The sequence below is a fragment of the Mycobacterium sp. 2YAF39 genome (assembly GCF_052114565.1).
Lineage (GTDB): Bacteria > Actinomycetota > Actinomycetes > Mycobacteriales > Mycobacteriaceae > Mycobacterium.
Genome location: NZ_JBFREZ010000007.1, coordinates 246,563 through 271,849, shown reverse-complemented (window position 1 = coordinate 271,849; position 25,287 = coordinate 246,563). Strand labels below are relative to the sequence as shown.

Below are 25,287 nucleotides of genomic sequence, written 5' to 3'. Positions count from 1 at the left end.
TCGCTCCGCTGAAAGACCGCCGCCGGACCTCAGTTGCTCGCGGCGATGGCCGGTGGTTCCGGCGTCTTGATGCCCGCGGGGCCGAGGTTCTTCTCGAACGCTGCCGCCCAGGCTCCGTCGGTCTCCATCTTCTTCAGTGCATCGTTGATCTTGTTCAACAGTTCGGTATCGCCCTTCTTCAGGCCGATGCCGTAGTTCTCCTCCGAGAACGTTCCGCCGACCAGCTTGAACGCACCAGGGGACTGCGCGGCGTAACCGGCCAGGATCACCTCGTCGGTGGTGACTGCCGCGACCTTGCCCGACTTGAGGGCCTCGACACATGCCGAGTAGTTCGGGTATTCCTGCAGCTGCACCGTCGGGAACTCGTCCTTGATCTTCTGCGCCGGAGTCGAGCCCTTCACCGAGCAGAGGATCTTGCCCGAAAGCGAATCCTTGCCGGTGATGTCATTGTTGTCGGCCTTGACCAGCAGGCTCTGCCCGGTGACGAGGTAGGGACCCGCGAAGTCCACGCGCTTCTTGCGCTCGTCGGTGATCGAGTAGGTGGCGACGACGTAGTCGACCTGATTGTTGTCGATCAGGTTCTCGCGCTGCGCGGAGACGGCTTCCTTCCACTCGATCTTGTCGGGTCCATAACCCAACTGCTGGGCGACGTACGTGGCGACGTCGACGTCGAACCCGCTGTAGGTGCCGTCCGGATTCTTCAGGCCTAGGCCCGGCTGGTCGAACTTGATCCCGATGACGACCTTGTCCTTGTCGCCCGACGCGGCACTGCCCCCGGAGTTGCCGCCGCCGCAAGCGGTAAGAGTGAGGGGGAGTGCGACAGCTGCGACGGCTGCGGCCAACCGGATTCGCAATGACGGCATTTTCGAATTCCTTTCGGGGTTAGTGCTTGAGGATCTTGCTGAGAAAGTCTTTGGCGCGCTCGCTCTTGGGATTGGTGAAGAACTCCTGCGGCTCGGCCGCTTCGACGATCGCTCCGTCAGCCATGAAGACGACGCGATTGGCCGCACCCCGCGCGAACCCCATCTCGTGCGTCACGACGAGCATGGTCATGCCCTCCTTGGCGAGGGATGTCATGACGTTGAGGACTTCGTTGATCATCTCCGGGTCCAGCGCGCTCGTCGGCTCGTCGAACAGCATGACCTTCGGGTTCATCGCCAGAGAGCGTGCGATCGCCACCCGCTGCTGTTGACCACCCGACAGTTGCGCCGGGTATTTCTCCGCCTGATTCGCCACCCCGACCCGCTCGAGTAACGCCATGGCGTTCTCGCGGGCCTTGTCCTTGGACGCCTTGCGCACCTTCATCGGCGCCAGCGTCACGTTTTCCAGGATTGTCTTGTGCGCGAACAGATTGAACGACTGGAACACCATGCCGACGTCGGACCGGAGCTGCGCCAGCTTCTTGCCTTCGGCGGGCAACACTTCGCCGTCGATCGCGATGGTGCCCGAGTCGATGGTCTCGAGACGGTTGATGGTGCGGCACAGCGTCGACTTGCCCGAACCGGACGGCCCCAGCACCACGATGACCTGCCCGCGGCCCACCTTCAGATCGATGTCCTTGAGCACATGCAGGCTGCCGAAATGTTTGTTGACGGCTTCCATCGAGATCATGGGATGGGCTCCCGGAGCCGGATCGACCTCTTTCACTTCCGACCCGCCTGCCTCCATGTGTGCAGACCTTACCCAGGTAACGCCCAGCGTGCTCAGAAGTCGTCAATCCGCTCGAATCGCACGGCTGACCTGTCCGTACGATGAAGCAGTGACTTCGATGGCGACCCGAGATGCGACCGCGCGCAGCGGTGCTGATGCCGCTTCGCGCGAGCGTTCGTCGGAAGTTCGCCATGACACTCGCACCTATCAGGTCCGCACGTACGGCTGCCAGATGAATGTCCATGACTCCGAGCGGCTGGCGGGGTTGCTGGAAGCCGCCGGGTACCGCAAGGCCGCCGACAACACCGACGCCGACGTCGTCGTGTTCAACACCTGCGCGGTCAGGGAGAACGCCGACAACAAGCTCTACGGCAACCTCAGCCATCTGGCCCCTCGTAAGCAGGCCGAGCCCGACATGCAGATCGCCGTCGGCGGCTGCCTGGCGCAGAAGGACCGCGACACGGTGCTGAAAAAGGCGCCGTGGGTCGACGTCGTCTTCGGCACGCACAACATCGGATCGCTTCCGGTACTGCTCGACCGCGCCCGTCACAACAGGGCCGCCCAGGTCGAGATCGTCGAGGCGCTGAAGGAGTTCCCGTCCGCCCTGCCCGCCACCCGCGAGTCCGCCTACGCCGCATGGGTGTCGGTGTCCGTGGGCTGCAACAACACCTGCACGTTCTGCATCGTGCCTGCCCTGCGTGGTAAGGAGGTCGACCGCAGGCCCGGCGACGTCCTCGCAGAGATGACCTCGCTCGTCGACCAGGGTGTTCTGGAAATAACCCTGCTCGGTCAGAACGTCAACGCCTACGGCGTCTCCTTCGCCGACCCGGACGAGCCGCGCGACCGCGGCGCATTCGCCAAACTGCTGCGTGCCTGCGGACGCATCGACGGACTGGAGCGGGTGCGCTTCACCTCGCCGCATCCCGCCGAGTTCACCGACGACGTGATCGAAGCGATGGCGCAGACACCGAATGTGTGTCCCACACTGCACATGCCGCTGCAGTCCGGGTCCGATCGGATCCTGCGCGCGATGCGACGGTCCTACCGTGCCGAGCGCTACCTCGGGATCATCGAGCGCGTGCGTGCGGCCATTCCGCACGCCGCGATCACCACCGACCTCATCGTCGGATTCCCCGGCGAGACCGAGGCCGACTTCCAGGCCACGCTCGATGTCGTCGAGCAGGCGCGGTTCGCAAGCGCATTCACCTTCCAGTATTCCAAGCGGCCCGGCACCCCCGCCGCCGAGCTGGACGACCAGGTGCCCAAACACGTTGTGGCCGAGCGGTATCAGCGGCTGATCGAACTGCAGGAGCGGATCTCTCTGGAAGAGAACACGGCGCTGATCGGTTGCACGGTCGAGCTGCTGGTCGCCACCGGCGAAGGACGCAAGGACGCCGCCACCGCGCGGATGTCCGGGCGGGCACGCGACGGCCGGCTGGTGCACTTCAACCCCGATGGTCTGCAGATCCGTCCCGGCGACATCGTCACGACGACGATCACCGGCGCTGCCCCGCATCACCTGATCGCCGACTCGGCGATCGCCGCCCACCGCCGCACCCGCGCGGGCGACGCCCACGCGGCGGGGGAGGGCCCCCCGCCTGCGTGGGGACGTCCGCGCACCGGTGTCGGTTTGGGTATGCCCAGTATCGGCGTCCCCGCCGAACCGCAGGTGTCGACCGGGTGCGGCCGGTGAACAAGCCAGACCACGGCGACTTCGAGAGTTTCAAGGGCGACATCGAAGCGGCCGAACGCCGTGTCGCACGTGAGATCGACCCTGGTGCAAGGGCTTTGGTCATCGCCATCGGCGTGTTCGTGCTCCTGGTGTCCTTCATCCTGCCCCACGCCGGCGGGGCCAGGGGACTGGATGTGCTCATCGGCAGCGAGGCGGCGATCCGGGAGGGGATTTCGCTGCCGTCGCGCGTGTTCACCTGGCTGGTGCTGGTATTCGGTGTCGGCTTCTCGATGCTGGCGCTGTTGACGCGGCGCTGGGCGCTGGCGTGGATCGCGCTGGCCGGGTCGACGGTGGCGTCCCTGATCGGCCTGCTCGCGGTGTGGTCACGACAGACGGCGCCCGGTTCCTATCCCGGTCCCGGTATCGGGCTCATCGTCGCGTGGCTCGCGGTGATCGTGGTGACGTACCACTGGGCGCGCGCGGTGTGGGCGCGTACCGCCGTTCAACTCGCCGCCGAGGAACAGCGCCGCCGCCACGTCGCCGAAGAGCAGCGCAAGGGTCTACTCGACGGCTGGGACAAGAACGAGAACAAGGACAAGAACAAGCCCGAGGCCTAGTTCGGCGCAGCGTTAACGCTTCCCGAGGGACTCGGCGGCCGCGTCGGCCCACTGGCGCCACTGTTCGGCGTTGGCTCGCGATTCGGCGGCGTCCTTCTCCCGCCCTGCGGCTTCGGCCTTCTCGGCTTGGCGTTCGTATTGTTCTGCGCGGGAACGGAATTGGTCCGCACGCGCCTTTGCCTCCGGGTCGACGCCGCCGGTCGGGGAGTCGCGCACCTTCTTCTCCACCGCACGCAGCCGACGTTCCAGGTCGGCGGCTCGCTCGCGCGGCACCTTGCCGATCGCATCCCATTTGTCGCCGATCGTGCGCAGTGCGGCCCTTGCCGCGTCGAGGTCGCTGGTGTCGAGCCTCTCGGCTTCGGCGAGCAGCTTTTCCTTCGCCTCGGCATTGGCGCGAAACTCGGTGTCGCGTTCGGCGGTCGCGGCGTTGCGTGCCGAGAAGAATGTGTCCTGCGCCGCTTTCAGCCGCTGCCACAGCGCGTCGTCGACGTCCTTGGCCGCACGTCCAGCCGCCTTCCACTCGGTCATCAGGTCGCGAAACGCGGCGCCGGTCGGTCCCCAGTCCGTGGAGTCCGCCAACGCCTCGGCACGCTCGCAGATCGCTTCCTTGGCCTGCCGGGCGCCGGCCCGCTCGCGGTCGAGGTCCGCGAAATGCGAACCGCGCCTGCGATTGAACCCCTCGCGGGCCGCGGAGTACCGCTTCCACAGCGCGTCGTCGGATTTGCGGTCCAGCCCGGTGATCGTGCGCCACTCGTCGAGAATTTCGCGCAGCCGGTCACCCGCGACCTTCCACTGGGTCGAGTTGGCGGCCAGTTCCTCGGCCTCGGTGGCCAGCGCCTCCTTGCGCGCGAGCTGGGCGGCCCGGTGTTCTTCGCGCTTCGCCTTGTCGGCCTGTGCGGTCTCGTCGGCGTGCTCGGCGATGGTGGCCAGTCGCGCGGCCAGGGCATCGACGTCGCCGAGCACATGCGCATCCGCCAGGGTGTCGGCGAGCGCTTTCGCCGCTGTCTTGATCTTGCGGGCATCGCCTGTGCCGGACTCCAGGCGGCTCTCCATCAGAGCCACTTCGGTGTGCAGGTCATCGAAGCGGCGCCCGAAATGCGCGTATGCGGCCTCGGTGTCGCCGGCCTGCCAGGACCCGATGACGCGCTCACCGGAACCGGTGACCAGCCACACCGTGCCGTCGGGGTCGACTCTGCCGAACCGGTGCGGGTCGCTGGACGGGGGCGCCGCAAGCGTCGGCGCCGCCCTGCCGGGACGCGGGACGGGACGCGGCGGCGGTCCCGGCCGCGGGGCGGGTCTGGGCGGGAGAGACCCAGACGCGGGTCTGGGCGGGAGAGACCCAGACGCGGGTCTGGGTGGGAGAGACCCAGACGCGGGTCTGGGTGGGAGAGACCCAGACGCGGGTTTCGGCGAGGAGGGCTGCCCTCCTGGCTCGCTGATCGTCATATTCGTTTCTCGTACCCTCCACGCGGTGATCCGCGCACCTGCCGCGCGACGCGGCGCCTGATAGCTCGCTTTCGAACGCTATTCAAACAGGTCGCCGCGCCGTGTGCGCACGGCTTTCGCGTTGCGCCTCTCAAGCGTCCGCCTACGCTCTGTCAACGACGACGGAAGGATCGCGATGAATAAGGCGGATATCGCCGCCCTGCTCGCCCTCGGCGCTGCTCTGTTCATCGCGATCGGCGACGTCATGCATCAACGCCAGGCGCACGAGGTGACCGACGAGCAGGTCGGCCATGCCGCCTTGTTTCTCCAGCTGCTGCGCGACCGCCAATGGTGGCTGGGCAGCCTCGTCGCCGGCGTCGGATTCGGGTTGCAGGCCGCCGCGCTGGGCCTGGGCTCGGTGCTTCTCGTGCAGGCACTGCTGGTGACCTCGCTGTTGTTCGCGCTGCCGATCCACGCACGGCTGTCACACCGTCGGGTGACGCGGTGGGAGTGGACGTGGGCGGTGCTGCTCGCGGCCGCTGTAGCGGTGATCGTCACCGTCGGCAATCCGACCGAGGGGCACTCCCATGCCTCGTTGGAAACGTGGGCCGCGGTGGTGGCGGTGCTCGGACCCGTGCTGGTGCTGTGCGTGATCGGCGGCAGCATGGTGAAGGGTCCGATCAGTGCCGTGCTGCTTGCCGTCGTGTCCGGCGCGTTGTGGGGCGTCTTCGCGGTGCTGACGAAGGGCGTGGTCGACCGCCTCGACGACGGTCTCATCGCGCTGCTGCGCACACCGGAGCTGTACGCCTGGGTCGTCATCGCGGTGGCGGGCACCGCATGGCAGCAGTTCTCGTTCCGGGCCGGATCGCTGACCGCGTCCCTGCCGACGATGACGGTCACCGAACCGGTGGTGGCATCGGCGCTCGGCGTCGTGATCCTCGGCGAGACGCTGCGGCCCGGCGAAGCGGGCTGGCTGACGCTGATCGTCGCCGTCGCGGTGATGGTCTTCGCGACCGGCGCACTGGCCCGCGGCGAAGCGGCCATAGCAGGCGACAAGGCGACCCGGCATTAGCGTGGTCACGTGCTGAGCGCCATCGCGATCGTCCCGTCGGCGCCCGTCATGGTGCCCGAACTGGCCTCCGGCGCCGCAGCCGAGCTCTCCGACCTGAGGGAGGCGGCGTTCACGGCCGCGACGGCGCTGCCCGCGCGGTGGATCGCCATCGGGGTGGGGCGCTCCGATCTCGTGGTGGATCCCCGACAGACCGGCACATTCGCGGGCTACGGCGTCGACGTACCCGTCGCCTTGTCACCGGGCCCGTCCGTCGCGCTGACGGAGCTTCCGCTGTGCGCGCTGGTGGTGGGCTGGCTGCGCGGCCGCGCCCAGCCCGAGGCGCACGCCGAGGTGCGGGTCTACGCCGACGACCACGACGTCGATGCGGCGCTGGCACATGGCGAAGCGCTGCGCGCTGAGATCGACGAGGCCGCCGACCCCATCGGTGTGCTCGTCGTCGCCGACGGGGCGAACACGCTGACCCAGCCCGCCCCCGGCGGCTACGACCCGAACTCGATTCCCGTGCAGGCCGCGCTCGACGATGCGCTGGCCGCAGGCGACGCGGCCGCACTCGCGCGGCTGCCTGACGCGATCGTGGGACGGGTCGCGTATCAGGTGCTGGCCGGACTGACCGAGCCCGGCCCGCGGTCGGCCAAGGGGCTGTACCGCGGTGCGCCCTACGGAGTGGGCTATTTCGTCGGCGTCTGGCATCCATGACACGTCCGATCGCGATCGTCGGCCCGACCGGGACCGGAAAGTCGGCGCTGGCGCTCGCCGTCGCCGAGCACCTCGGCGGCGAGATCGTGAATGCCGACGCGATGCAGCTCTACCGCGGTATGGACATCGGCACCGCGAAGCTGGCGCCCGCCGAGCGGCGCGGCATCCCGCACCATCAGCTCGACGTCCTCGAGGTGACCGAAACCGCCAGCGTGGCCCGCTACCAGCAGGCGGCAGCGGTCGACATCGAAGCCATCGCCGCCCGCGGCGCCGTGCCGATCGTGGTCGGCGGTTCGATGATGTACATCCAGTCGCTGCTCGACGAATGGACCTTCCCGGCGACGGACCCGCAGGTGCGCGCCAAATACGAACAGCGGCTCGCTGAGGTCGGTGTATCGGCTCTGCACCAGGAGTTGGCACGCGCCGACGCCGAGGCGGCGGCGTCGATCCTGGCCACCGACGGACGACGCATCGTGCGGGCGCTGGAGGTAGTCGAACTGACTGGGCAGCCTTTCGCGGCGTCCTTCCCGGCGATCGGCGCACCTCGATGGGGCACCGCGATCGTCGGGTTGGATTGGGAAACAACACGTCTCGATGAACGCCTGACCCAGCGGACCGACACGATGTTCCACGACGGGCTGGTGGACGAGGTCCGCGGCCTCCTGAGCCGCGGCCTGCGGGACGGCGTGACAGCCTCTCGCGCGCTGGGATACGCGCAGGTGATCGCCGACCTCGACGACGGAGGCGACGGAACCGCTGCGCGTGAACCGACGTTCTTCGGGACCCGCCGCTACGTGCGACGGCAGCGGTCGTGGTTCCGTCGGGACCACCGCATCAGCTGGCTTGACGGCGCGGCGGCCGACACCCTCGAGGAAGCCTTGCGTATCTGGCGCGACGTATCCTGAGCAGGTGGAGTTCGCCAAGGGGCATGGCACACAGAACGACTTTGTGGTGCTGCCCGACCCGGAAGGCCGGCTGATGCTGACGCCTGCCGCGGTGGCCGCGCTCTGCGACCGCCGCCGCGGCCTCGGTGCCGACGGTGTGCTGCGGGTGACGACGGCAGCGGCCGCGGAGGCCGCGGGCGTATTCGACCGGATTCCCGAGGGCGTCGCGCCCGGTGACTGGTACATGGACTACCGCAACGCCGACGGCTCGATCGCGCAGATGTGCGGCAACGGGGTTCGGGTGTTCGCGCACTACCTGCGAGCCTCCGGGCTCGAGAATCGCGACGAGTTCGTCGTCGGATCGCTGGCCGGACCGCGGCCCGTTGTGCTGCACGACTGGGACGCCACCGGCGCCGACGTCACCGTCGAGATGGGAAAGACGAATCAATTGGGCGTCGGCGAGGCGATCGTCGGTGGCAGACCCTTCGCCGGGCTGGCGATCGATGTGGGCAATCCCCACCTGGCCTGCGTCGATCCCGTCATGACATACAACGAGTTGGCATCGCTGGACGTCGCCGCGCCCGTGTCGTTCGACCGCACGCAGTTCCCCGAAGGGGTCAACATCGAGGTGCTGACCGCGCCCGTTGATGGCGAGGTGTCGATGCGGGTGCACGAACGTGGTGTCGGCGAGACGCGGTCCTGCGGTACCGGGACCGTGGCCGCGGCTGTCGCCGCGTTGGCGTTCGCCGGCGCGTCCACCGGCACGTTGCGGGTGAACATCCCCGGTGGGGACGTCACCGTCACGGTCACCGACGCCAGCAGCTTCCTGCGTGGCCCGTCGGTTCTTGTTGCCCGCGGTGAGTTGTCCGAGGAATGGTGGCGTGCTGCCCAGCGTTAATTCACGTGCAGCGGCCGCAATAGGCGTGCGACGCTGTATTCGCTTATGACGTATCCCAAATTCCCACGCAACGAGACACCCAGTGCGGGTGAGCTCGCTCTCGAAGACCGCACGGCGCTGCGCCGTGTGGCCGGTCTGTCGACCGAACTGACCGACGTTTCCGAGGTCGAGTACCGCCAGCTGCGCCTCGAACGCGTCGTGCTGGTGGGGGTGTGGACCGAGGGCAGCGCGGCCGACGTCGATGCCAGCATGGCCGAACTCGCGGCGCTCGCGGAGACCGCCGGCTCGGAGGTGCTCGAGGGGCTCGTCCAGCGCCGCGACAAGCCGGATCCGTCGACCTACATCGGCTCGGGCAAGGCGGCCGAGCTGCGGGAAGTGGTGCTGGCCACCGGCGCGGACACCGTGATCTGCGACGGTGAGCTGAGCCCCGCGCAGCTCAATGCGCTGGAGAAGGCCGTCAAGGTCAAGGTGATCGACCGCACCGCACTGATTCTCGACATCTTCGCCCAACACGCCACCAGTCGCGAGGGCAAGGCGCAGGTGGCGTACGCCCAGATGGAGTACATGCTGCCCAGGCTGCGCGGCTGGGGTGAGTCGATGTCGCGACAGGGCGGCGGCGCGGGCGGCAGTGGTGGCGGCGTTGGTACCCGCGGACCCGGCGAGACCAAAATCGAGACCGACCGTCGACGCATCCGCGAGCGAATGTCCAAGTTGCGCCGCGAGATAAAGGACATGAAGAAGATCCGCGACACCCAGCGCAGCCGCCGGCTGGCGAGTGATGTGGCATCGATCGCGATCGTGGGCTACACGAACGCGGGCAAGTCCAGTTTGCTCAATGCGCTGACCGGCGCCGGTGTCCTGGTGGAGAACGCGTTGTTCGCGACTCTCGAACCGACAACGCGCCGTGGGGAATTCGAAGACGGCAGAGCCTTCGTTCTGACGGACACGGTCGGGTTCGTACGACATCTGCCGACACAACTGGTGGAGGCGTTTCGGTCCACGTTGGAGGAGGTCGTCGACGCCGACCTGCTGGTGCACGTCGTCGACGGTTCCGACGTCAAGCCGTTGGACCAGATCAATGCGGTGCGCAAGGTGGTCAATGAGGTGACTGTCGATCACGACAGCAGGCCCGCGCCAGAGTTGGTGGTGGTCAACAAGATCGATGCCGCAAGCGACCTCGCGCTCGCCCATCTTCGGCGGGCGCTCCCGGATGCGGTGTTCGTCTCGGCGCACACCGGTGAGGGTCTGGCGCGGCTGCAGCAGCGGATGTCCGAACTGATCGCTCCGACAGACACCGTGGTGGATGTGACGATTCCGTACGACCGCGGCGATCTCGTCAGCAAGGTGCATGCCGACGGCCGGGTGGACGCGACCGAGCACACCGCCGACGGCACCAGGATCAAGGCTCATGTGCCGATCTCGTTGGCCGCCAGCTTGAGCGAGTACTCAACCTTCTAGGTCGGGCGTCGTTACCATCGGCGCATGTCGAAGCTGGACCCGTTTCGTAGTCCACAGGCCCGCGACGATTTCATCGCGAAGTACGACGCCGTCGTCGCCGGCTGGCCCGTCGACTGCGAGGAGCGTGATCTGGGAACCGAATTCGGCACCACGCACGTCATCGTCAGTGGTTCGGAGTCGGCGCCGCCGCTCGTCCTGCTCCACGGGGCGGCCGCCACCGCCGTGATGTGGCGACCGGTCATCGAGGCGTTGAGCACGACCTACCGCTGTTACTGCATCGACACGATCTTCGAAGGCAACAAGAGTCTTTCCAGCAGGCGGATACTCGGAAAGGCCAAACTCGTCGCGTGGTTGCGCCAGGTGCTTTGCCGCGCTCGACGTCGAGCAGGCAAGGGTCGTCGGGCTTTCCTACGGTGGTTGGCTCGCGGCCAATCTCGCGGTGCTCGCGCCCGAATTCGTGAATCGCCTCGTGTTGCTGTGCCCTGCCGCGACGTTCGCGCCCATCACCCTCGAGTTCTATCGCGGAGTGTTCTCCGCCAATCTGCGGCGCTCACCTGAGCGGGCACGACAATTCATGCAATGGTTGTCGAACACACCGAATGTCGAAACCGATCCGATAGCAGATCTGATTGTGACGGCGCTGCTGACAAGCAAACACATCCCGACCGCGGTGACACCGCCGACCGTGCTTTCCGATGACACGCTGCGCCGGATTGCCGTGCCGACGACGGTGCTCATCGGGGACCGTGAGGTCATCTACCGCGGCGGTCCGCACGCCGCGATTGCCAGGGCGCAGAGGTTGATTCCCGACGTTCGCACACATCTCATCGCCCGTGCCAATCACATGCTGACGATCGACAGTCCCGACGAACTCACCGACCGGCTGCTCAAGGAATTGGCCTGAAGACAGGCGAAAGGCCCCCGACCCAATGGGATTCGGGGGCCTCTCGTCTGGTGAGCTAGTTCTGCTCGGCTTCCTGCCGCTTCTCAGCGGTCTTGGCGGCGCCGCGCGCGGCCTCAGCTTCGGCTTCCTTCTTCGCGGCATCACGCTGTGCGTCGGCCTTGTCCTGCTGGGCCTGGCCCTCGCGATACAGATCGTCGCGTCCGGCTACCGCGCCCGCGACCTCTTTGACCTTGCCCTTGACGCCTTCGACGACACCCTTGATTGCTTCCTCGGGGCCGCTGTTATCTGACGACATTTGCAGGTTCCTCCTCGCTTCGTTGGTGACCTGGGATTTCCCCGAAGCGCGTCGCGGCAAACCATAGGGTGGTCCAGGTCACGCTGGGCGTGTCGCGCTCGAGATCACCGGCGGATCGTGCGCCTTGACCGGCGGCGGGACCCCGTCGAACTTCTCCACCTCGACGAGGACGTGCGCACCGGTGCAACCGCGGGCCAGCGCTGACGTCCCGACGTCGTCGGTGAGCACATTGGGGTTGCCGTGCACGCACATCGCGTCGGGGTCCGACGGGTCCTGCGGATCGAACCACGCACCCGTGGACAGTTGCACCACGCGGGGCCGCAACCGATCGTCGATCACCACACCTGCCAGGCATGCGCCGCGGTCGTTGAACACCCGCACCACGTCACCGTCGACCAACGACCGACATGCCGCATCGATCGGGTGCATCCGGATCGGCTCGCGCTGCCGCACTTTCGACGCCTGACTTGTCGCACCGCCGTCGAGCTGGCTGTGCAGCCGGGACGCCGGCTGGTTGGCGAGCAGGTGCAGTGGATAGTCCGCTGCGCGTTGGCCACCGAGCCACTCGGTCGGCTCGTACCACTTCGGGTGACCGGCGCAGTCGTCGTAGGCGAACCCGTCGATCTCCTCGGAGAAGATCTCGATACGCCCACTGGGAGTGCCGAGTCGGTGGGTGACAGGGTCGTTGCGGAAATCGCCCATCAGGGTCAGGCGGTCTTCGGTGGGCAGTCGCAGTCGGCCAAGACTCCAGAACTCGTCAAAGGTCGGCACCGCGAAATCCAGTCCCGCGGACCATTTGTCGTACATATGAGCCAGCCATTGCCGAGCCGTTCGACCCTCGGTGAACTGCGCCCCGAATTCCAGCTTCTCGGACAGTGCCGCGAATGTGGTGTAGTCGTCCCGGGATTCGGCGAACGGCTCAGCGAGTGCGGGCATCGCCACAAACATCGGGTCGTTTCGTGAACCCGAATAATCGTCGCGTTCGTACGCGGTGGTCGACGGCACGACGATGTCCGCGTGTTTGGCCATTGCCGTCCAGTACGGCTCATGGACCACGACGGTGTCGACACGGCTCAGCGCCCGGCGCAATCGCGGAATGTTCTGGTGATGGTGGAACGGATTGCCGCCGGCCCAGTAGACCAGCCTGATGTCGGGATACGTCAAACGTCGCCCGTTGTAGTCGAACTGCTCACCAGGATGCAGCAGCATGTCGCTGATCGCGGCGACCGGGATGAACGCCTGCACTGGATTGAGGCCCTGCGGCAGCGACGGCAGCCGGCAACGCAGCGGCGGCAGACCGGGCTCGTTCATCGACCCGTAGCCGTGGCCGAATCCACCTCCCGCAAGGCCGATCTGACCGAGCATCGCCGCGAGGGTCAGTCCCATCCACGGTGCCTGCTCACCGTGCCGCGTTCTCTGCAGTGACCAGCTGACGGTGACGATCGTGCGGCATCGGGCCATCCGGCGCGCAAGCACGACGAGCGCGTCGGCGGGCAATCGGCAGATCTCCGACGCCCAGTGCGCCGACTTGGGCACGCCGTCGTCAACCCCCAGCAGGTAGCGCTCGAAGCGCTCGTACCCGGTGCAGTACCTGGTCAGGAAGTCGCGGTCGGCCAGGGATTCGGTGGCCAAAACGTGGGCGAGTGCCAGCATGATCGCGACATCGGTGCCCGGTACCGGAGCCAGCCATTCGCAGTCGCCGTCGACGTCGTCGCGCATGGGCGAAAAGGACACGATGCGTCCACCCTTGTCGCGGAAGCGGTGCAGCGCATCGCGGGCGGGATGGGCGGTGGTGCCGCCATGATTGATTCCCGTGTTCTTCAAGGCCAGGCCGCCGAAACACACGAGGAGATCGGTGTGTTCGACGATGACCTCCCAATCCGTGGAGCGTTTGAACAGGTCATCATGGGTGCCGACGATGTGTGGCATTATCACGCCGGTCGCACCCAGGCTGTAGGAGTGCCGCGAAAAGGTGTATCCGCCAAGAAATTTCAGGAAGCGGTGAACCTGGCTCTGGGCATGGTGAAATCTGCCCGCGCTGGCCCACCCGTATGAGCCGCCGTATATCGCCTCGTTGCCGTGGGTATCGACGACGCGCCGAAGTTCGTCTGCGAGCAGTTCGGTGAGTTCATCCCATGACACGCCGACGAATTCGTCAGCGCCGCGTGCCGAGGTCGCCCCGGGACCGTCGCGCAGCCATCCACGCCGAACGGCCGGTTCCGCGATGCGGGATCGATGGCGAAGAGAACCCGGAAGATTTCCCAACAAAGGAGAAGGGTCGGCATCGCCGTCAAACGGGGTGACGGAGGCGATTTCGCCGGCGTCGACGCTAGCCGTGAATGCGCCCCAATGCGCGAGGCTGGTGGTCGTGGGCGGCATGAGTTCCGAGTTTAGGCCGCGAATACGTTGGCGCCGAGGTCAACGATATCGGGCGCAGCATGGCTTTCGGGCAACATGATTCGGCGCATTGGGGCGCGAGATCCGCAGTTTTTGTGCATTACCGGGGTAATTTCTCTTTCAGAGTTTGGGTGTGTCCCTTGGTTATTTGCCGTGATCTGACAGACAGTTGACGGGCGCGATACTTTTCATGGAATTTTTGCCGACCGCGGGAGGCTTAATGGGCGGGCAGAAGAGTCGGCGCCGCAGGGTGATCCATCGGGTGATCATCGGTTTGCTGGCGGCGTCGACGACTGTTTTGCTGGCGCCGGACGCGGCGGCGCAACCGGATGTCGATGCGAATGGTGCCATCACGGCGGCGTGGGAGGCCAGCGGCGGCGACGGCGGCCCGCTGGGACCCAGGAACGGCGACGTCTATCCCATCGGTGAGGGCTTCGGCCAGAACTTCGCTGGCGGCAAGATGTTCTTTACGCCTGCGACCGGCGCACACTTCGTGCAGGGCGCGATCCTGGAGAAGTACGAGTCGCTGGGCGGGCCTGCCGATGGCGATCTGGGTTTCCCGACGATCGACGAGGGCCCCGGCCGGGCCCCGGATAGCGCAAACGTCACGTTCAGCGCGTCGGACAAGCCGGTCATCTTCTTCACCCCCGCGACCGGCGCACGGGTGGTCCGCGGCCCGATCAACGCCGCATGGGACAAGCTCGGTGGCTCGGCGGGGTCGCTCGGCGTGCCCTCGGAGGATGAGACCTACCGCGACGACGTCGTCAGCCAGAAGTTCACCGGCGGCGAATTGTCGTACGACCTCGGGAAGAAGACGTTCACCACCGTGCCGCCGGACCTGGCCGGGCAGCTGGGAGACCTGCAGTTCGCCGATGACCCTGCGGCCGCGATCAACGCGGCCCGGCGCGCCGCCGGGGGAGCGCTGGGCCCGCTCGGCGCGGCCGAGGGCGCGCCCGTTCCCATCGGCAAGAACGGATTGAGGCAGAACTTCGCCGGCGGCGCGATCTTCTACACGCCCGACACCGGGGCGCACGTCGTGACCGGGCAGGTGCTGGCCAAGTACGAGAGCGTGGGCGGTCCGGAGGGCGACCTCGGATTCCCGATCACCAGCGAGGTCGACGGTGGACTGGCCACCGACAGCCGCATGAGCAGCTTCGCCGCCGAGGACAAGCCGATCATCTTCTGGACGCCCGAGTACGGAGCGGTGATCGTGCGCGGCGCGATGGCCGCGGCCTGGGACAAACTGGACGGCGCGAAGGGTGCGCTCGGCGCACCGGTCGCCGACCAGACCGAGTCCGGTGACGTCATCACGCAGCGCTTCAGCGGTGGCGTCGTCTCGTGGGATCGTTCGACGAGCGAATTCAACACGGAGCCGGGGAATCTGGCTTCCGAGTTGTCGGGTCTGGAGGTGCCGGGACAGAAGGCGCCTGAAGCGCCGGGCACCTCGGCCTCATCAGATTCCAAGGGCAGCAAGTGGTTCAAGTTCAGCTGGTGGTGGCTGTTGGCCCTGGTGCCGTTGGTGGCACTCATCGGAGTCGTGTTGTTGGCGACATTGCTGCGGCGTCGCAAGGGCGAGGACCCCTTCGCGCCGGACGGTTCCTACGTATCGGACGATGCGAGGTTCCGCGGCGATCCCGAACACGCCTACGGCAGTGTCGGCGGGTCTGAGCGGGCTACCACTGACGACGAATACGCCGCGGCGATGTTCGGCGACCGTTACGCCAGTCAGGGTCTGGGCTCACTGCCCCATGGCGACGACATGCCAAGTGGTGAGGACCTAACACCCGATCACGCGCACGATGACGACTTCACGCATGGTGACGACTTCGCACATCGTGACGAGTTCGGCTCGGCGGACGACGACCCGTGGGGAGCGCCTGCGAACGTCGAGGAGGAAGAGCCTCCCGCCGAGGTTGACGAGATCGAGGATGACGAAGATACCGATGCGGTCGACACCGCACCGACCCGTGTTCTCACCATTCCCCCCGTCGTCGCGCGCGATCCGCTCACCGATACCGGGCGTCACGCCCGCATCGAGATCGACGAACCCGAGCCGCGCGTAGCTTTCCAGCTGCCGCTGGACGACCTCAACGAGGCGCCGGACGGCTATCCGATCAAGGCGAACACCAGGTCGGGCGTGTACTGGGCGCCGGGTAGCGCGATGTATGAGGATGCCAGTGCCGAAATCTGGTTCGCGAGTGAAGAACTCGCGCGGGTGAACGGCTTTGTCTCAGATGACGAGCCCCGCTAGACCTTGCGGATGACCGTCACGACCTTGCCCAGCACCGCAGCCTCGTTGCCGGGAATGGGATCGAACGCGGGGTTGTGGGGCATCAGCCACACCTGACCGCGCGTGCGTTTGAACGTCTTCACCGTCGCCTCGCCGTCGATCATCGCGGCGACGATGTCACCGTTGTCGGCGACGTTCTGCTGACGGATGACCACCCAGTCGCCGTCGCAGATGGCCGCGTCGACCATGGAGTCACCCACCACCTTGAGCAGGAAGAGCGAGCCCTCGCCGACCAGCTCACGTGGCAGTGGGAAGACGTCTTCGACGGCCTCTTCGGCCAGGATCGGCCCGCCGGCGGCGATGCGGCCGAGCACAGGTACGAACGTCGGCTCCGGTAGGGCGTCGGACCCCGCCACATCGGTGGTGACGACCGAAGCCGCTGCGACGTCCTCAGCGCTGCGGACATCGACTGCGCGCGGTCGGTTGGCATCGCGGCGCAGATAGCCCTTGCGCTCCAACGTGCGCAGTTGGTGAGCCACCGACGAGGTCGACGTCAACCCGACCGCATCGCCGATCTCCCTGATGCTCGGGGGATAGCCCCGGCTGGTCACCGAGGCGCGGATCACGTCGAGAATGGTGCGCTGACGCTCGGTCAGACCCGTGTCGAGCCCGCCGCGTCCGCCGGTGCTTTCCGTGCCGCCCGGGGCATCGCTGCTGGAATCCATGGCGCGAATCTAGCCCGCGGGAGCCGATAAATCAAACATGTGTTCGAGGCGTGTCGCATTCCGCCGAGTCCGCAGATCGGGGCGCGGGACTTGTCGGAGGGTCCCGATATCGTTTGGCAACAGTTCGATCACATGTTCTATTAATCGAACACCTGAGCGAGTATGTTCGAACACAAGAGCGAACAACCCGGACCGGAAGGTAGGAAGATGACGATTCTCAATACGCGGGAAATCCAGGCAGCACCCGTGGTTAGGCCGGGAATCCGGCCCGTCCCCGCACGGCGGCGGCAGTCCTCACGGCGGCCGGCCGGCGCACCGGTGCGGTACCGGAGCTCGGGCGTCCGCATGTCGCGCACGTCGCATCGGCGGCGCCCGATCACACCGATGGCCACCGTGCTGCTCTCGCTGGTCGCCGCGGGTATCACCGTGTGGCTCGGGCTGGTGGCTCAATTCGGCGGGGTGGTCGGGGTGTCGGCGCCGGTTCCGGACCGCCTCGCGGTGGTTCAGGTCCAGATGGGCGAGACGCTGCAGCAGGTCGCGGGCCGAGTGGCGCCCGACGCCCCGGTCGGACAGGTCGTCGACCGGATTCGCGAACTCAACAAGCTTGACTCCGTTGCGGTGGACGCCGGCCAGACGTTGATCGCGCCTGTCGGCTGATCGCCGTGGGCGTTGAAAACGATTACCGTACAAGGCCATTCGGAGGCATTCGGGACCGTGTCCGCCTCACATCTTCCAAACAACCCCAATCCGGGCTGGCGGACCGCCGCGCAGGTACGCTCGAAGACGTTCGAGTTGGTCGTATGTTGGCGCGGCGAAGGAGCGGTGATGCACTGTCCGTTCTGCCGTCATCCCGATTCCAGAGTGGTCGATTCCCGGGAAACGGACGAAGGCCAGGCGATTCGGCGCCGAAGATCGTGTCCGGAATGCGGTCGCCGCTTCACGACCGTTGAGACCGCGGTCCTTGCCGTGGTGAAACGCAGCGGCGTCACCGAGCCGTTCAGCCGGGAGAAGGTCATCAAGGGCGTGCGCCGGGCGTGCCAGGGGCGGCAGGTCGACGACGATGCGCTGAACCTGCTCGCACAGCAGGTGGAGGACGCCGTGCGCGCCGCGGGAGCGCCGGAAGTGCCCAGCAATGAGGTGGGACTGGCCATCCTCGGCCCCCTCCGGGAACTCGACGAGGTGGCATACCTGCGGTTCGCCTCGGTCTACCGCGGCTTCTCGTCGGCCGAGGATTTCGAGCGGGAGATCAAGGCGCTGCGGGAGCATCGGAAGTCTCCCCAGCCGGCGCCGGGCTGAGCGGCCCGGTCAGTCGATCTGCTTTGTCCCGTCGCTGACGACGCGGCCCGCGATACGCACCCAGCCCTCGGGGCTCCATTCGGTGGAGATCATCGACCCCTTGCCCTGCACGATCTCCAGATCGCGGCTGAGGTAGTCGGTGATCCGCACTGCGGCGGCACCGGTCGCCTCGTCTTCGGGAACGCCGAGGTGGCTGGCGAACATCCGCGAGCGGATCGTCGCGGCGGACTCGTCCAGCCACGTCCACAGGTAGTGCTCGACGTCGTCGGTGTAATCGGCGGGATCGGCCGCCATCAACTCGTCGACGGAGCCGAGGTCGTAGATGGCGAAGTCCGGGGCCCATTCCGAGCGTGCGCTCACGGCCGTCAGGTCGCCGTCGTACATGACCTGCACGATGCCGGCGGGTACCTGCAATGTGTTGATCGCAGACCCCTGATCGCGGAGCCACCACGAGGCGCCAACCGTGGGATGCCCCGCGAAGGGCAACTCGATCGCCGGCGTGAAGATGCGCGCGTGCGCGGTGTTCGACCCGCCGGCCGGCATGTCGATGAATATCGTTTCGCTGTAACCCAATTGGGTGGCGATACGCTGGCGGTCGGAGGGCTCGACGGTGCTGTTGTCGACGACACCCAGCGGATTGCCGTGATTGCCGTCGGGGTCGGTGAAGACCCGCAGAACTGTCACATCGATGGCCATGGCCCGATGCTACTTACCGTCGTTGCGGCGGTGCGATCAGGTGGCGCTGCGTTCGTCGTGCCCCATCGCGTCGAGAACCGCGAAGCGCGTGCCGACCGAGCCGGTGATCGTGTCTGCTTCGATGCCGGTGCGCAGCAGGCCGCGGAGATAGTCCTGGTCGTAGACGGCGGGCTCGGTGGAACTGATGAACTGTTCGAGGACCTCGACGAATCGGTCGGGATCGTCGTGAAACGGGAAGTGTCCGGAACCTTCGAAGATCTCCAAGTGTGAGCCGGGCATCGCCGCATGCGCCATCCGGGCATGACTCATCGGGATCACCGAGTCTCCGCTTCCCCAAATCAATTGGACGGGAACGGATTGCGTCAAATAACATCGGTCGAGCATCGTGACCACCTGGCCGCGCCAATCCACCACCGCGCGCAGTGTGCGCGCGAACGCCGACGATGCGGTGGGTTCGGGTAGGTCGGCGAGAATCCGAAGTACGTCGGGCAAGTCGCGCCCCAGCGGGGTGGACCCGAACACCGTGCCCGCCGCGCGGCCGGCGATCTGCAACGCAGGCAAAACCAAAGGTAGGCGGAGGAAGGCCAACGCCTCGCTGCCCATCGGTAGTGAGGCGATCCGCAGTGCGACGTTGACGTCCTTGGTCACGCCGCCGGCGCCCACCAAGATCAGCCGTTCGACCAGCTGAGGGAACTGATAGGCGAACTGCATCGCCACGCCACCGCCCAGTGAGTGACCGACGACGGTGACCTTGTCGATGTCGAGGACACTCAGCAGGTCTCTCATGCCGTTGGCGTAGGCGGCCACCGAGTAGTCGGCACGGGGCTTGTCGGACTTGCCGTGGCCCAAAAGATCCGGGGCGATGACGGTGAACCGCTGCGCCAACTTGGATTGGACGGTGCTCCAGGTGGTGGAGTTGTCGCCGATGCCGTGAATCAACAGGATCGCGGGACCGGAGCCCGCTACTCGAAACGCGCGCCGGTATCCGTGGATGGTGCGGAACTCCAGCTCGGGCGTGAGTTCCCGCACGGTTCGCAGGTTGGTGGTTCGCGCGGCCATTGCGACAACTTAGCTCCCCTCACCGGTGGGCGCTATTTGGCGTCGTCGTCCGTGCCGCTGTCCTGTTGCCGGAGGAATCGCTCGAACTCCGCGCCAAGCTCGTCGCCGCTGGGCAGGTTCTCGTCGTGGGCGAGCAGCGATCGGTTCTCCTGGGCGGCGGCGAAGGCGTCGTACTGCTGTTCCAGCGCGGTCACGACCTGGGCGACCTCGGTGCTGCCCTCGACCTGGTCGTTGATCTTCTGCTGTATTTCGGCTCCCGCGGCGTCCAGCGCCTCCAGCGGGATCTGCAGAGAAGCGGTCTTGGCCACCTCGGCGAGAAGCACCTCCGCGGCGGCGGGGTAGTCGGTCTGGGCCAGATAGTGCGGCACGTGAACGGTGAATCCGACGACCTCGTACCCGTGCTGAGACATCCGGAACTCCAGCAGGTTCGACACGCTGCCGGGCACCTGCACCTCACCCACCCACGGCTGATGCTCGGCGATCAGTTCCTTGTCGTTGGAGTGCGCCGTCAGCGTGATGGGACGGGTGTGGGGGACGGCCATGGGAATGGCTCCCAGGCCGATCACCCGGCGCACCCCCAGTCGTTCGGCGAGCAGACGCACAGCGGTGAGGAAACGCTCCCAGCGCAGGTCCGGCTCCATGCCCGCGAGCAGCAGGAACGGCGTGCCGAGGCTGTCGTGCATCGCGTAGAGATTGAGTTCGGGATCCTCGTAGTGCGTGAAATGGTCGGTTTTGAAGGTCATCAGTGGCCGTCGCGACCGGTAATCCAGCAGTTCGTCGATGGCGAACGAGGCGACCAACTCGGTGTCCAGGGTGTTCTTCAGGTGCTCGGCGGCCAGCCGAATGGCGTGACCGGCGTCGGAGAAGCCCTCCAGCGCGTGGATCATGACCGGTCCCCGGCCATCCGGCGAGGTCAGCTGGGGCGCCGGGAACTCCAGCTCGTACATGCCGGTCTGATCCGGCTGGTACTGCTGCTCGGGTTGATCCGCTTGTTCCGCCATCTCCACGCCTCCTCGACGGTGTGAAGGCGGTGAATCGCCTTCGCATCGTGACAACCAGTCTGGCCCATGTTGCGTTCCCATTCCGGCCGTACCCATGCGTTCGACGGCAAGTACCGCGCAATTCGGCCGTCCACCGGCTGCCTTTGGCGACGACGGTCAGCTACACGCGAAACTGGTTCAGCGCGCGCAGCTTGTTCATCACGTCCAGCGCGGCCACCTTGTAGGCCTCGGAGAAGGTGGGGTAGTTGAACACCGCGTCGACGAGGTACTCGATGCTGCCGCCGCAGCCCATCACGGCCTGGCCGATGTGGACCATCTCGGTGGCGCTGGTGCCGAAGATGTGGACCCCGAGCAGCTTGAGATCGTCCGTCGACACCAGCAGCTTGAGCATTCCGTAGGAGTCGCCTGCGATCTGGCCGCGGGCGAGCTCGCGATAACGCGACACTCCGACCTCGTAGGGCAGGCATTTCTTGGTCAGCTCGACCTCGGTGGCGCCCACATAGGACACCTCGGGGATGGAGTAGATGCCGATCGGCTGAAGGTCGGTCATGCCCTTGGCCGGTTCACCGAATGCGTGGTAGGCGGCCAGCCTGCCCTGATCCATCGACGTGGCAGCGAGCGCCGGAAAGCCGATCACGTCGCCGACGGCGTAGATGTGGTCGACCTTCGTCGCGAAGTTGCTGTCCACGACGATTCGGCCGCGGTTGTCGGTCTCCAGTCCGGCGTTGGCCAGATCGAGGCGTTCGGTCTGGCCCTGCCTGCCCGCGGAGTACATCACCGTTTCGGCCGGGATCTGCTTACCGCTGGCCAGCGTGGTGACCGTGCCCGCGGCGCCGACGTCTACAGCGGTCACCTCCTCGCCGAAGCGGAAGGTCACCGCGAGGTCGCGCAGATGGAACTTCAGCGCCTCGACGATCTCGGGGTCGCAGAAATCAAGCATGTCGTTGCGCTTTTCCACCACGGTGACCTTGGTGCCCAGTGCGGCGAACATCGAGGCGTACTCGATGCCGATCACACCGGCGCCCACCACCACCATCGTGGTGGGCAGGGACTTCAGGTCGAGGATGCCGTCGGAGTCCAGCACGCGTTCTTCGTCGAACTCCACGCCGGCCGGGCGGGCAGGCTTTGTGCCGGTGGCGATCACGATGTATTCGCCCCTGACCGTGGTGCGCTCGCCTCTGGTCGGATCCTCGACGATCACCGAGTGCGCATCGACGAATCGGCCGTGGCCTTCGATCAGGTCGATCCGGTTGCGCATCAGCTGCGACCGCACGACGTCCTGCTCTTTGTTGATGACGTGGGAGGTGCGGGCAAGCAGGTCGGCGGGAGTGATCTTCTCCTTGACGCGGTAACTCGCCCCGTACAGCTCACGCTGGCTCATACCCGTGAGGTAGACGACGGCCTCACGCAGCGTCTTGGACGGAATCGTTCCGGTGTTCACGCACACCCCGCCGAGCATCCGGCCGCGCTCGATGACCGCCACCGTCTTGCCGAGCTTTGCCGCCGCGATCGCGGCCTTCTGACCGCCCGGACCGGAACCGATCACGACGAGGTCATACTCCACCATGGAACCCATGGCACAAGGTCTACGCCGCTTGCGCGGATCTTGCACGCCGACAAGCGTCACCAGCACGTGAAATTAATCGCCCGTTCGGCAACTCGCGCGCCTGACCGGCGTCCGGACCGGCCGATGAGACGATGACGCTGATGGTCCTGTCGTGGTGCCTGCGTGGCTGTGCGCTGCTGACGGCGGCGGTGTTGCTGTGCGGATGCAGCCGGATGATCGCCGGGTCGGTGGCGCCCGTCGCGGCACCCAGCGAAAAACCCCCGGCGCCGATTGTCAGCCTCCTGATCGAACCCAACCAGTTCCCGCCCCAGTATCGAGCCGCGGTGCTCGACGATGCTGCGGTGAACCTCGCACTGCAGGACATCGACGGCGTCCCGACGGGCGCCGCGGTGACTCCCGCCGACTGCGCGCCACCGGTCCTGTTCCACAGTGAGGTCGTGGGTGTGGAGGGTGTCGACACCGAGACCGCGAGCAGGCTGATCGTCGTCGTGACCCGGCCCGCTCCGCCGCTGCGCGACCGGTCGGACCAACTGCGCAGGTGTCCCTCGTTCGAGGTGGGCCAGGCCGAGGACGCGTCAACGGTGAACGCGACGGTGCTGCCCGCCCCACCAGCCGATGCCGACGACACCTACGCCGTCGAGCAGACCGTGACGACACCGGACTCCGAGCGCGCGACGCTCACGTTCGCCGCCCAGATCGGCGATACGCGGGTGAGTGCCACCTGGCTGCAGGACCCGGCGGTCGACGACGCCGATACGTCATCGCTGGACACGTTGTTCAGGGATGCGGTGGTCAAGCTGCGCCGCAACGGCTGACCGCGCGCTTCATCTGCTGATTCATCCCCAACCGCGATTTCATCCCCAACGAAGCGCCGCACGGCGTCATGGCGCCCGGGGGAGTCCGCCGCTGGAACGACGGTTGGGGCATGACACCGCAATCATCCGACTTCCATCTGAACCGGCCCGGCGTCCTGATCGCCGCGCTGCCCGCCGTCCTCGGTTTCGTGCCCGAGAAATCTCTCGTCCTGGTGACCGTCGATCGCGGCGAGATGGGATGCGTTATGCGCATTGATCTTTCCGATGAGCTGACCGCATCCGTCGAGCACATCGCCGATGTGGCGGCGACCTCCGAACCCGATGCCGCGATCGCCATCGTGGTCGATGAAGAGACGGCGAGCTGCCGGATGTGCAACGACGAATACCGCCAACTGGCCGCGTCCCTGACTTCCGTACTGGCAGAACGCGGGATCGAACTGCTCGCCGCGCATGTCGTCGATCGGGTCGCAGCCGGGGGACGGTGGCATTGTGCCGACGGTTGCGGGCACGCAGGCACTGTCGAGGACCCATCCGCATCGCCCCTGGCCATGGCTGCCGTGCTGGATGGACGCAGGCTTTATGCGCGACGTACGGAACTGCAGGACGTCATCGCCGTCGCCGACCCGGCTCGCAGTGCGGCGCTGGCCGCGGTGATCGACGGTTGTGGCGTCGGCACCTCGGATGCCGACGCACGACGCGACGTCGAAATGGCGATGGCGGCGGCCGCGCAGGTAGCGGACGGGCAGCCGTTGTCCGATGACACCGCCGCGCGGCTGGCGCGTGCGCTGACCGATCCGCTGGTGCGCGACACGCTCTACGCGTTGGCGGCCAGCGAGAACGCAGGAGAAGCCGAATCGTTGTGGGCGCAGCTGTCGCGGACCCTTCCGGAGCCGTGGCGGGCCGAAGCGCTTGTGCTGCTGGCGTTCTCGGCCTATGCGCGCGGAGACGGGCCGCTGGCGGGGGTGTCGTTGGACGCGGCGCTACGGTGCGACGAAACCCATCGCATGGCAGGCATGCTCGACACGGCCCTGCAATCGGGTATGCGACCCGAGCAGATCCGCGATCTGGCGACGACCGGATATCGGCTCGCCGGCCGACTGGGTGTGCGGCTGCCGCCCAGGCGCGCGTTCGGGCGCCGTGCGGGCTAGACCTTCTCGACCTTCACGGCGTGTGCCATGTGGTGGGGCAACTCGACCTGCTCATGCCCGGGGATCACGATCATGACGCCGCCGTGGTCGTTGGCTTCGACGGTCACACGGGCATTCGGCACCACGCCGGCGTCCTTGAGCCGCCCGATCAGCTCGACGTCGCCCTGGACGTGCTCGGTCAGCTGTCGCACCACGACGGCGACGGGCATTCCGGCGGGCAGCTCGGTGAGCCGGACGAGGTTGATCTGGTCGGAGCCCGCCGGGGCGGACAGACCAAGCTCACCAAGGCCTGGGATGGGATTGCCGAAGGGGGAGGTGGTGGGGTTGTCGAGAACGCGGACCAGGCGACGCTCCACGTCCTCGCTCATGACGTGTTCCCAGCGGCAGGCCTCGGCGTGGACTTCTTCCCACGGCAACCCGATGACGTCGACGAGCAGCCGCTCGGCGAGCCGGTGCTTGCGCATCACGGCGACGGCGAGACCGCGGCCCTTGTCGGTGAGCTGCAGGTGCCGGTCGCCTGCAACGTGCAGCAGGCCGTCGCGTTCCATCCGGGAGACGGTCTGGCTGACGGTGGGACCGCTCTGGTCAAGGCGTTCGGCGATACGCGCACGCAGCGGCACTACGCCCTCTTCCTCGAGGTCGTAGATGGTCCGCAGGTACATCTCGGTGGTATCGACCAGATCGTTCATTTCACAACCCTCCGTCGAGCAGAGTCTACCGGCCGACTGGCTTGAACAGCGGCGCTACGCACACCGACACGTGGGCGTGAGAATGCCCGCCGG

At 66.7% G+C, this 25,287-nt stretch carries 23 protein-coding genes and 1 pseudogene; 13 read left to right on the top strand and 11 right to left on the bottom strand.

The features are described 5' to 3' along the window. Nucleotides 1–29 precede the first annotated feature (29 nt). Nucleotides 30–863, bottom strand: a complete 834-nt coding sequence (locus AB4Z42_RS21140; RefSeq protein ID WP_442011169.1) for a glutamate ABC transporter substrate-binding protein — start codon at nt 861–863, stop codon at nt 30–32. A 19-nt stretch (nt 864–882) separates the two neighbouring features. Then, on the bottom strand, nt 883–1,611 hold the full coding sequence (locus AB4Z42_RS21135) for an amino acid ABC transporter ATP-binding protein (protein WP_442011258.1): 729 nt from the start codon (nt 1,609–1,611) through the stop codon (nt 883–885). 157 nt (nt 1,612–1,768) lie between these two features. On the opposite strand from AB4Z42_RS21135, the gene miaB reads away from it, so the two are divergent. Next, complete coding sequence (gene miaB / locus AB4Z42_RS21130; RefSeq protein WP_442011257.1) at nt 1,769–3,343, top strand: tRNA (N6-isopentenyl adenosine(37)-C2)-methylthiotransferase MiaB; 1,575 nt, start codon at nt 1,769–1,771, stop codon at nt 3,341–3,343. After that, complete coding sequence (locus AB4Z42_RS21125; protein ID WP_442011168.1) at nt 3,331–3,939, top strand: Rv2732c family membrane protein; 609 nt, start codon at nt 3,331–3,333, stop codon at nt 3,937–3,939. Before miaB ends, AB4Z42_RS21125 begins: the two co-directional genes overlap by 13 nt. A 12-nt stretch (nt 3,940–3,951) precedes the next feature. Here the strand turns inward: AB4Z42_RS21125 and AB4Z42_RS21120 are convergent, their stop codons facing one another. Beyond that, nucleotides 3,952–5,385 (bottom strand): DUF349 domain-containing protein, encoded by a 1,434-nt coding sequence (locus AB4Z42_RS21120; protein WP_442011167.1) that lies wholly within the window; start codon nt 5,383–5,385, stop codon nt 3,952–3,954. Between the two features lie 175 nt (nt 5,386–5,560). On the opposite strand from AB4Z42_RS21120, the gene AB4Z42_RS21115 reads away from it, so the two are divergent. The 6 genes and pseudogenes from AB4Z42_RS21115 to AB4Z42_RS21090 form a co-directional block, all read left to right on the top strand. After that, complete coding sequence (locus AB4Z42_RS21115) at nt 5,561–6,436, top strand: DMT family transporter (protein ID WP_442011166.1); 876 nt, start codon at nt 5,561–5,563, stop codon at nt 6,434–6,436. A 9-nt stretch (nt 6,437–6,445) separates the two neighbouring features. Beyond that, nucleotides 6,446–7,132 carry a hypothetical protein gene (locus AB4Z42_RS21110; RefSeq protein ID WP_442011165.1) on the top strand — a complete coding sequence of 229 codons (687 nt, stop codon included), beginning with the start codon at nt 6,446–6,448 and terminating at the stop codon, nt 7,130–7,132. Continuing rightward, nucleotides 7,129–8,037, top strand: a complete 909-nt coding sequence (gene miaA, locus AB4Z42_RS21105; RefSeq protein ID WP_442011164.1) for a tRNA (adenosine(37)-N6)-dimethylallyltransferase MiaA — start codon at nt 7,129–7,131, stop codon at nt 8,035–8,037. The genes AB4Z42_RS21110 and miaA overlap by 4 nt, the downstream gene beginning before the upstream one ends. Nucleotides 8,038–8,041: 4 nt before the next feature. Continuing rightward, on the top strand, nt 8,042–8,914 hold the full coding sequence (gene dapF / locus AB4Z42_RS21100) for a diaminopimelate epimerase (protein WP_442011163.1): 873 nt from the start codon (nt 8,042–8,044) through the stop codon (nt 8,912–8,914). Between the two features lie 45 nt (nt 8,915–8,959). Then, a complete protein-coding gene (gene hflX, locus AB4Z42_RS21095) occupies nt 8,960–10,372 on the top strand; it encodes a GTPase HflX (protein ID WP_442011162.1) in 1,413 nt (470 codons plus the stop codon). A 430-nt stretch (nt 10,373–10,802) separates the two neighbouring features. Then, nucleotides 10,803–11,276: pseudogene (locus AB4Z42_RS21090) on the top strand (alpha/beta fold hydrolase); the annotation flags it as partial. A gap of 55 nt (nt 11,277–11,331) precedes the next feature. On the opposite strand, the gene mbp1 reads toward AB4Z42_RS21090, so the two are convergent. Further along, entirely contained in the window at nt 11,332–11,571 is a 240-nt protein-coding gene (gene mbp1 / locus AB4Z42_RS21085; RefSeq protein WP_442011161.1) for a microaggregate-binding protein 1, read from the bottom strand. A 78-nt stretch (nt 11,572–11,649) separates the two neighbouring features. Then, nucleotides 11,650–13,950 carry a molybdopterin-dependent oxidoreductase gene (locus AB4Z42_RS21080; protein ID WP_442011160.1) on the bottom strand — a complete coding sequence of 767 codons (2,301 nt, stop codon included), beginning with the start codon at nt 13,948–13,950 and terminating at the stop codon, nt 11,650–11,652. Nucleotides 13,951–14,188: 238 nt separating this feature from the next. On the opposite strand from AB4Z42_RS21080, the gene AB4Z42_RS21075 reads away from it, so the two are divergent. Then, nucleotides 14,189–16,219: an LGFP repeat-containing protein gene (locus tag AB4Z42_RS21075; RefSeq protein ID WP_442011159.1), complete on the top strand. Its 2,031-nt coding sequence runs from the start codon at nt 14,189–14,191 to the stop codon at nt 16,217–16,219. Here AB4Z42_RS21075 and lexA read toward each other — a convergent pair. After that, nucleotides 16,216–16,923, bottom strand: a complete 708-nt coding sequence (gene lexA, locus AB4Z42_RS21070) for a transcriptional repressor LexA (RefSeq protein ID WP_442011158.1) — start codon at nt 16,921–16,923, stop codon at nt 16,216–16,218. The two genes, AB4Z42_RS21075 and lexA, sit on opposite strands and share 4 nt — an antisense overlap. Before the next feature lie 207 nt (nt 16,924–17,130). Between lexA and AB4Z42_RS21065 the strand changes: the two genes are divergently transcribed. Both AB4Z42_RS21065 and nrdR read left to right on the top strand, forming a co-directional pair. Next, a complete protein-coding gene (locus tag AB4Z42_RS21065; protein ID WP_442011157.1) occupies nt 17,131–17,580 on the top strand; it encodes a LysM peptidoglycan-binding domain-containing protein in 450 nt (149 codons plus the stop codon). A gap of 168 nt (nt 17,581–17,748) precedes the next feature. After that, a complete protein-coding gene (gene nrdR / locus AB4Z42_RS21060; protein ID WP_442011156.1) occupies nt 17,749–18,219 on the top strand; it encodes a transcriptional regulator NrdR in 471 nt (156 codons plus the stop codon). A 9-nt stretch (nt 18,220–18,228) separates the two neighbouring features. Here nrdR and AB4Z42_RS21055 read toward each other — a convergent pair whose 3' ends face one another. From AB4Z42_RS21055 to sthA, 4 genes are all read right to left on the bottom strand, one after another. Further along, entirely contained in the window at nt 18,229–18,915 is a 687-nt protein-coding gene (locus AB4Z42_RS21055) for a PhzF family phenazine biosynthesis protein (RefSeq protein WP_442011155.1), read from the bottom strand. A 36-nt stretch (nt 18,916–18,951) separates the two neighbouring features. After that, nucleotides 18,952–19,974, bottom strand: coding sequence for an alpha/beta fold hydrolase (locus AB4Z42_RS21050; protein ID WP_442011154.1), 1,023 nt, complete (start codon nt 19,972–19,974; stop codon nt 18,952–18,954). Between the two features lie 32 nt (nt 19,975–20,006). Continuing rightward, nucleotides 20,007–20,975 (bottom strand): proteasome assembly chaperone family protein, encoded by a 969-nt coding sequence (locus tag AB4Z42_RS21045; protein WP_442011153.1) that lies wholly within the window; start codon nt 20,973–20,975, stop codon nt 20,007–20,009. Between the two features lie 160 nt (nt 20,976–21,135). Beyond that, nucleotides 21,136–22,542, bottom strand: coding sequence for a Si-specific NAD(P)(+) transhydrogenase (sthA, locus tag AB4Z42_RS21040; RefSeq protein WP_442011256.1), 1,407 nt, complete (start codon nt 22,540–22,542; stop codon nt 21,136–21,138). A 131-nt stretch (nt 22,543–22,673) separates the two neighbouring features. Between sthA and AB4Z42_RS21035 the strand changes: the two genes are divergently transcribed. After that, nucleotides 22,674–23,357: a hypothetical protein gene (locus AB4Z42_RS21035; RefSeq protein WP_442011152.1), complete on the top strand. Its 684-nt coding sequence runs from the start codon at nt 22,674–22,676 to the stop codon at nt 23,355–23,357. 110 nt (nt 23,358–23,467) lie between these two features. Continuing rightward, nucleotides 23,468–24,505 (top strand): DUF4192 domain-containing protein, encoded by a 1,038-nt coding sequence (locus AB4Z42_RS21030; protein WP_442011151.1) that lies wholly within the window; start codon nt 23,468–23,470, stop codon nt 24,503–24,505. Here AB4Z42_RS21030 and AB4Z42_RS21025 read toward each other — a convergent pair. Beyond that, complete coding sequence (locus AB4Z42_RS21025) at nt 24,502–25,194, bottom strand: iron dependent repressor, metal binding and dimerization domain protein (RefSeq protein WP_442011150.1); 693 nt, start codon at nt 25,192–25,194, stop codon at nt 24,502–24,504. The two genes, AB4Z42_RS21030 and AB4Z42_RS21025, sit on opposite strands and share 4 nt — an antisense overlap. Nucleotides 25,195–25,287 lie beyond the last annotated feature (93 nt).

Coding starts and splice junctions, on each gene's coding strand:
- AB4Z42_RS21140 (WP_442011169.1), bottom strand. CDS start 863: ATGCCGTCATTGCGAATCCGGTTGGCCGCAGCCGTCGCAGCTGTCGCA.
- AB4Z42_RS21135 (WP_442011258.1), bottom strand. CDS start 1,611: ATGATCTCGATGGAAGCCGTCAACAAACATTTCGGCAGCCTGCATGTG.
- miaB (WP_442011257.1), top strand. CDS start 1,769: ATGGCGACCCGAGATGCGACCGCGCGCAGCGGTGCTGATGCCGCTTCG.
- AB4Z42_RS21120 (WP_442011167.1), bottom strand. CDS start 5,385: ATGACGATCAGCGAGCCAGGAGGGCAGCCCTCCTCGCCGAAACCCGCG.
- AB4Z42_RS21115 (WP_442011166.1), top strand. CDS start 5,561: ATGAATAAGGCGGATATCGCCGCCCTGCTCGCCCTCGGCGCTGCTCTG.
- miaA (WP_442011164.1), top strand. CDS start 7,129: ATGACACGTCCGATCGCGATCGTCGGCCCGACCGGGACCGGAAAGTCG.
- hflX (WP_442011162.1), top strand. CDS start 8,960: ATGACGTATCCCAAATTCCCACGCAACGAGACACCCAGTGCGGGTGAG.
- mbp1 (WP_442011161.1), bottom strand. CDS start 11,571: ATGTCGTCAGATAACAGCGGCCCCGAGGAAGCAATCAAGGGTGTCGTC.
- AB4Z42_RS21080 (WP_442011160.1), bottom strand. CDS start 13,950: ATGCCGCCCACGACCACCAGCCTCGCGCATTGGGGCGCATTCACGGCT.
- AB4Z42_RS21075 (WP_442011159.1), top strand. CDS start 14,189: ATGGGCGGGCAGAAGAGTCGGCGCCGCAGGGTGATCCATCGGGTGATC.
- lexA (WP_442011158.1), bottom strand. CDS start 16,923: ATGGATTCCAGCAGCGATGCCCCGGGCGGCACGGAAAGCACCGGCGGA.
- AB4Z42_RS21065 (WP_442011157.1), top strand. CDS start 17,131: ATGACGATTCTCAATACGCGGGAAATCCAGGCAGCACCCGTGGTTAGG.
- nrdR (WP_442011156.1), top strand. CDS start 17,749: ATGCACTGTCCGTTCTGCCGTCATCCCGATTCCAGAGTGGTCGATTCC.
- AB4Z42_RS21055 (WP_442011155.1), bottom strand. CDS start 18,915: ATGGCCATCGATGTGACAGTTCTGCGGGTCTTCACCGACCCCGACGGC.
- AB4Z42_RS21050 (WP_442011154.1), bottom strand. CDS start 19,974: ATGGCCGCGCGAACCACCAACCTGCGAACCGTGCGGGAACTCACGCCC.
- AB4Z42_RS21045 (WP_442011153.1), bottom strand. CDS start 20,975: ATGGCGGAACAAGCGGATCAACCCGAGCAGCAGTACCAGCCGGATCAG.
- sthA (WP_442011256.1), bottom strand. CDS start 22,542: ATGGTGGAGTATGACCTCGTCGTGATCGGTTCCGGTCCGGGCGGTCAG.
- AB4Z42_RS21035 (WP_442011152.1), top strand. CDS start 22,674: ATGACGCTGATGGTCCTGTCGTGGTGCCTGCGTGGCTGTGCGCTGCTG.
- AB4Z42_RS21030 (WP_442011151.1), top strand. CDS start 23,468: ATGACACCGCAATCATCCGACTTCCATCTGAACCGGCCCGGCGTCCTG.
- AB4Z42_RS21025 (WP_442011150.1), bottom strand. CDS start 25,194: ATGAACGATCTGGTCGATACCACCGAGATGTACCTGCGGACCATCTAC.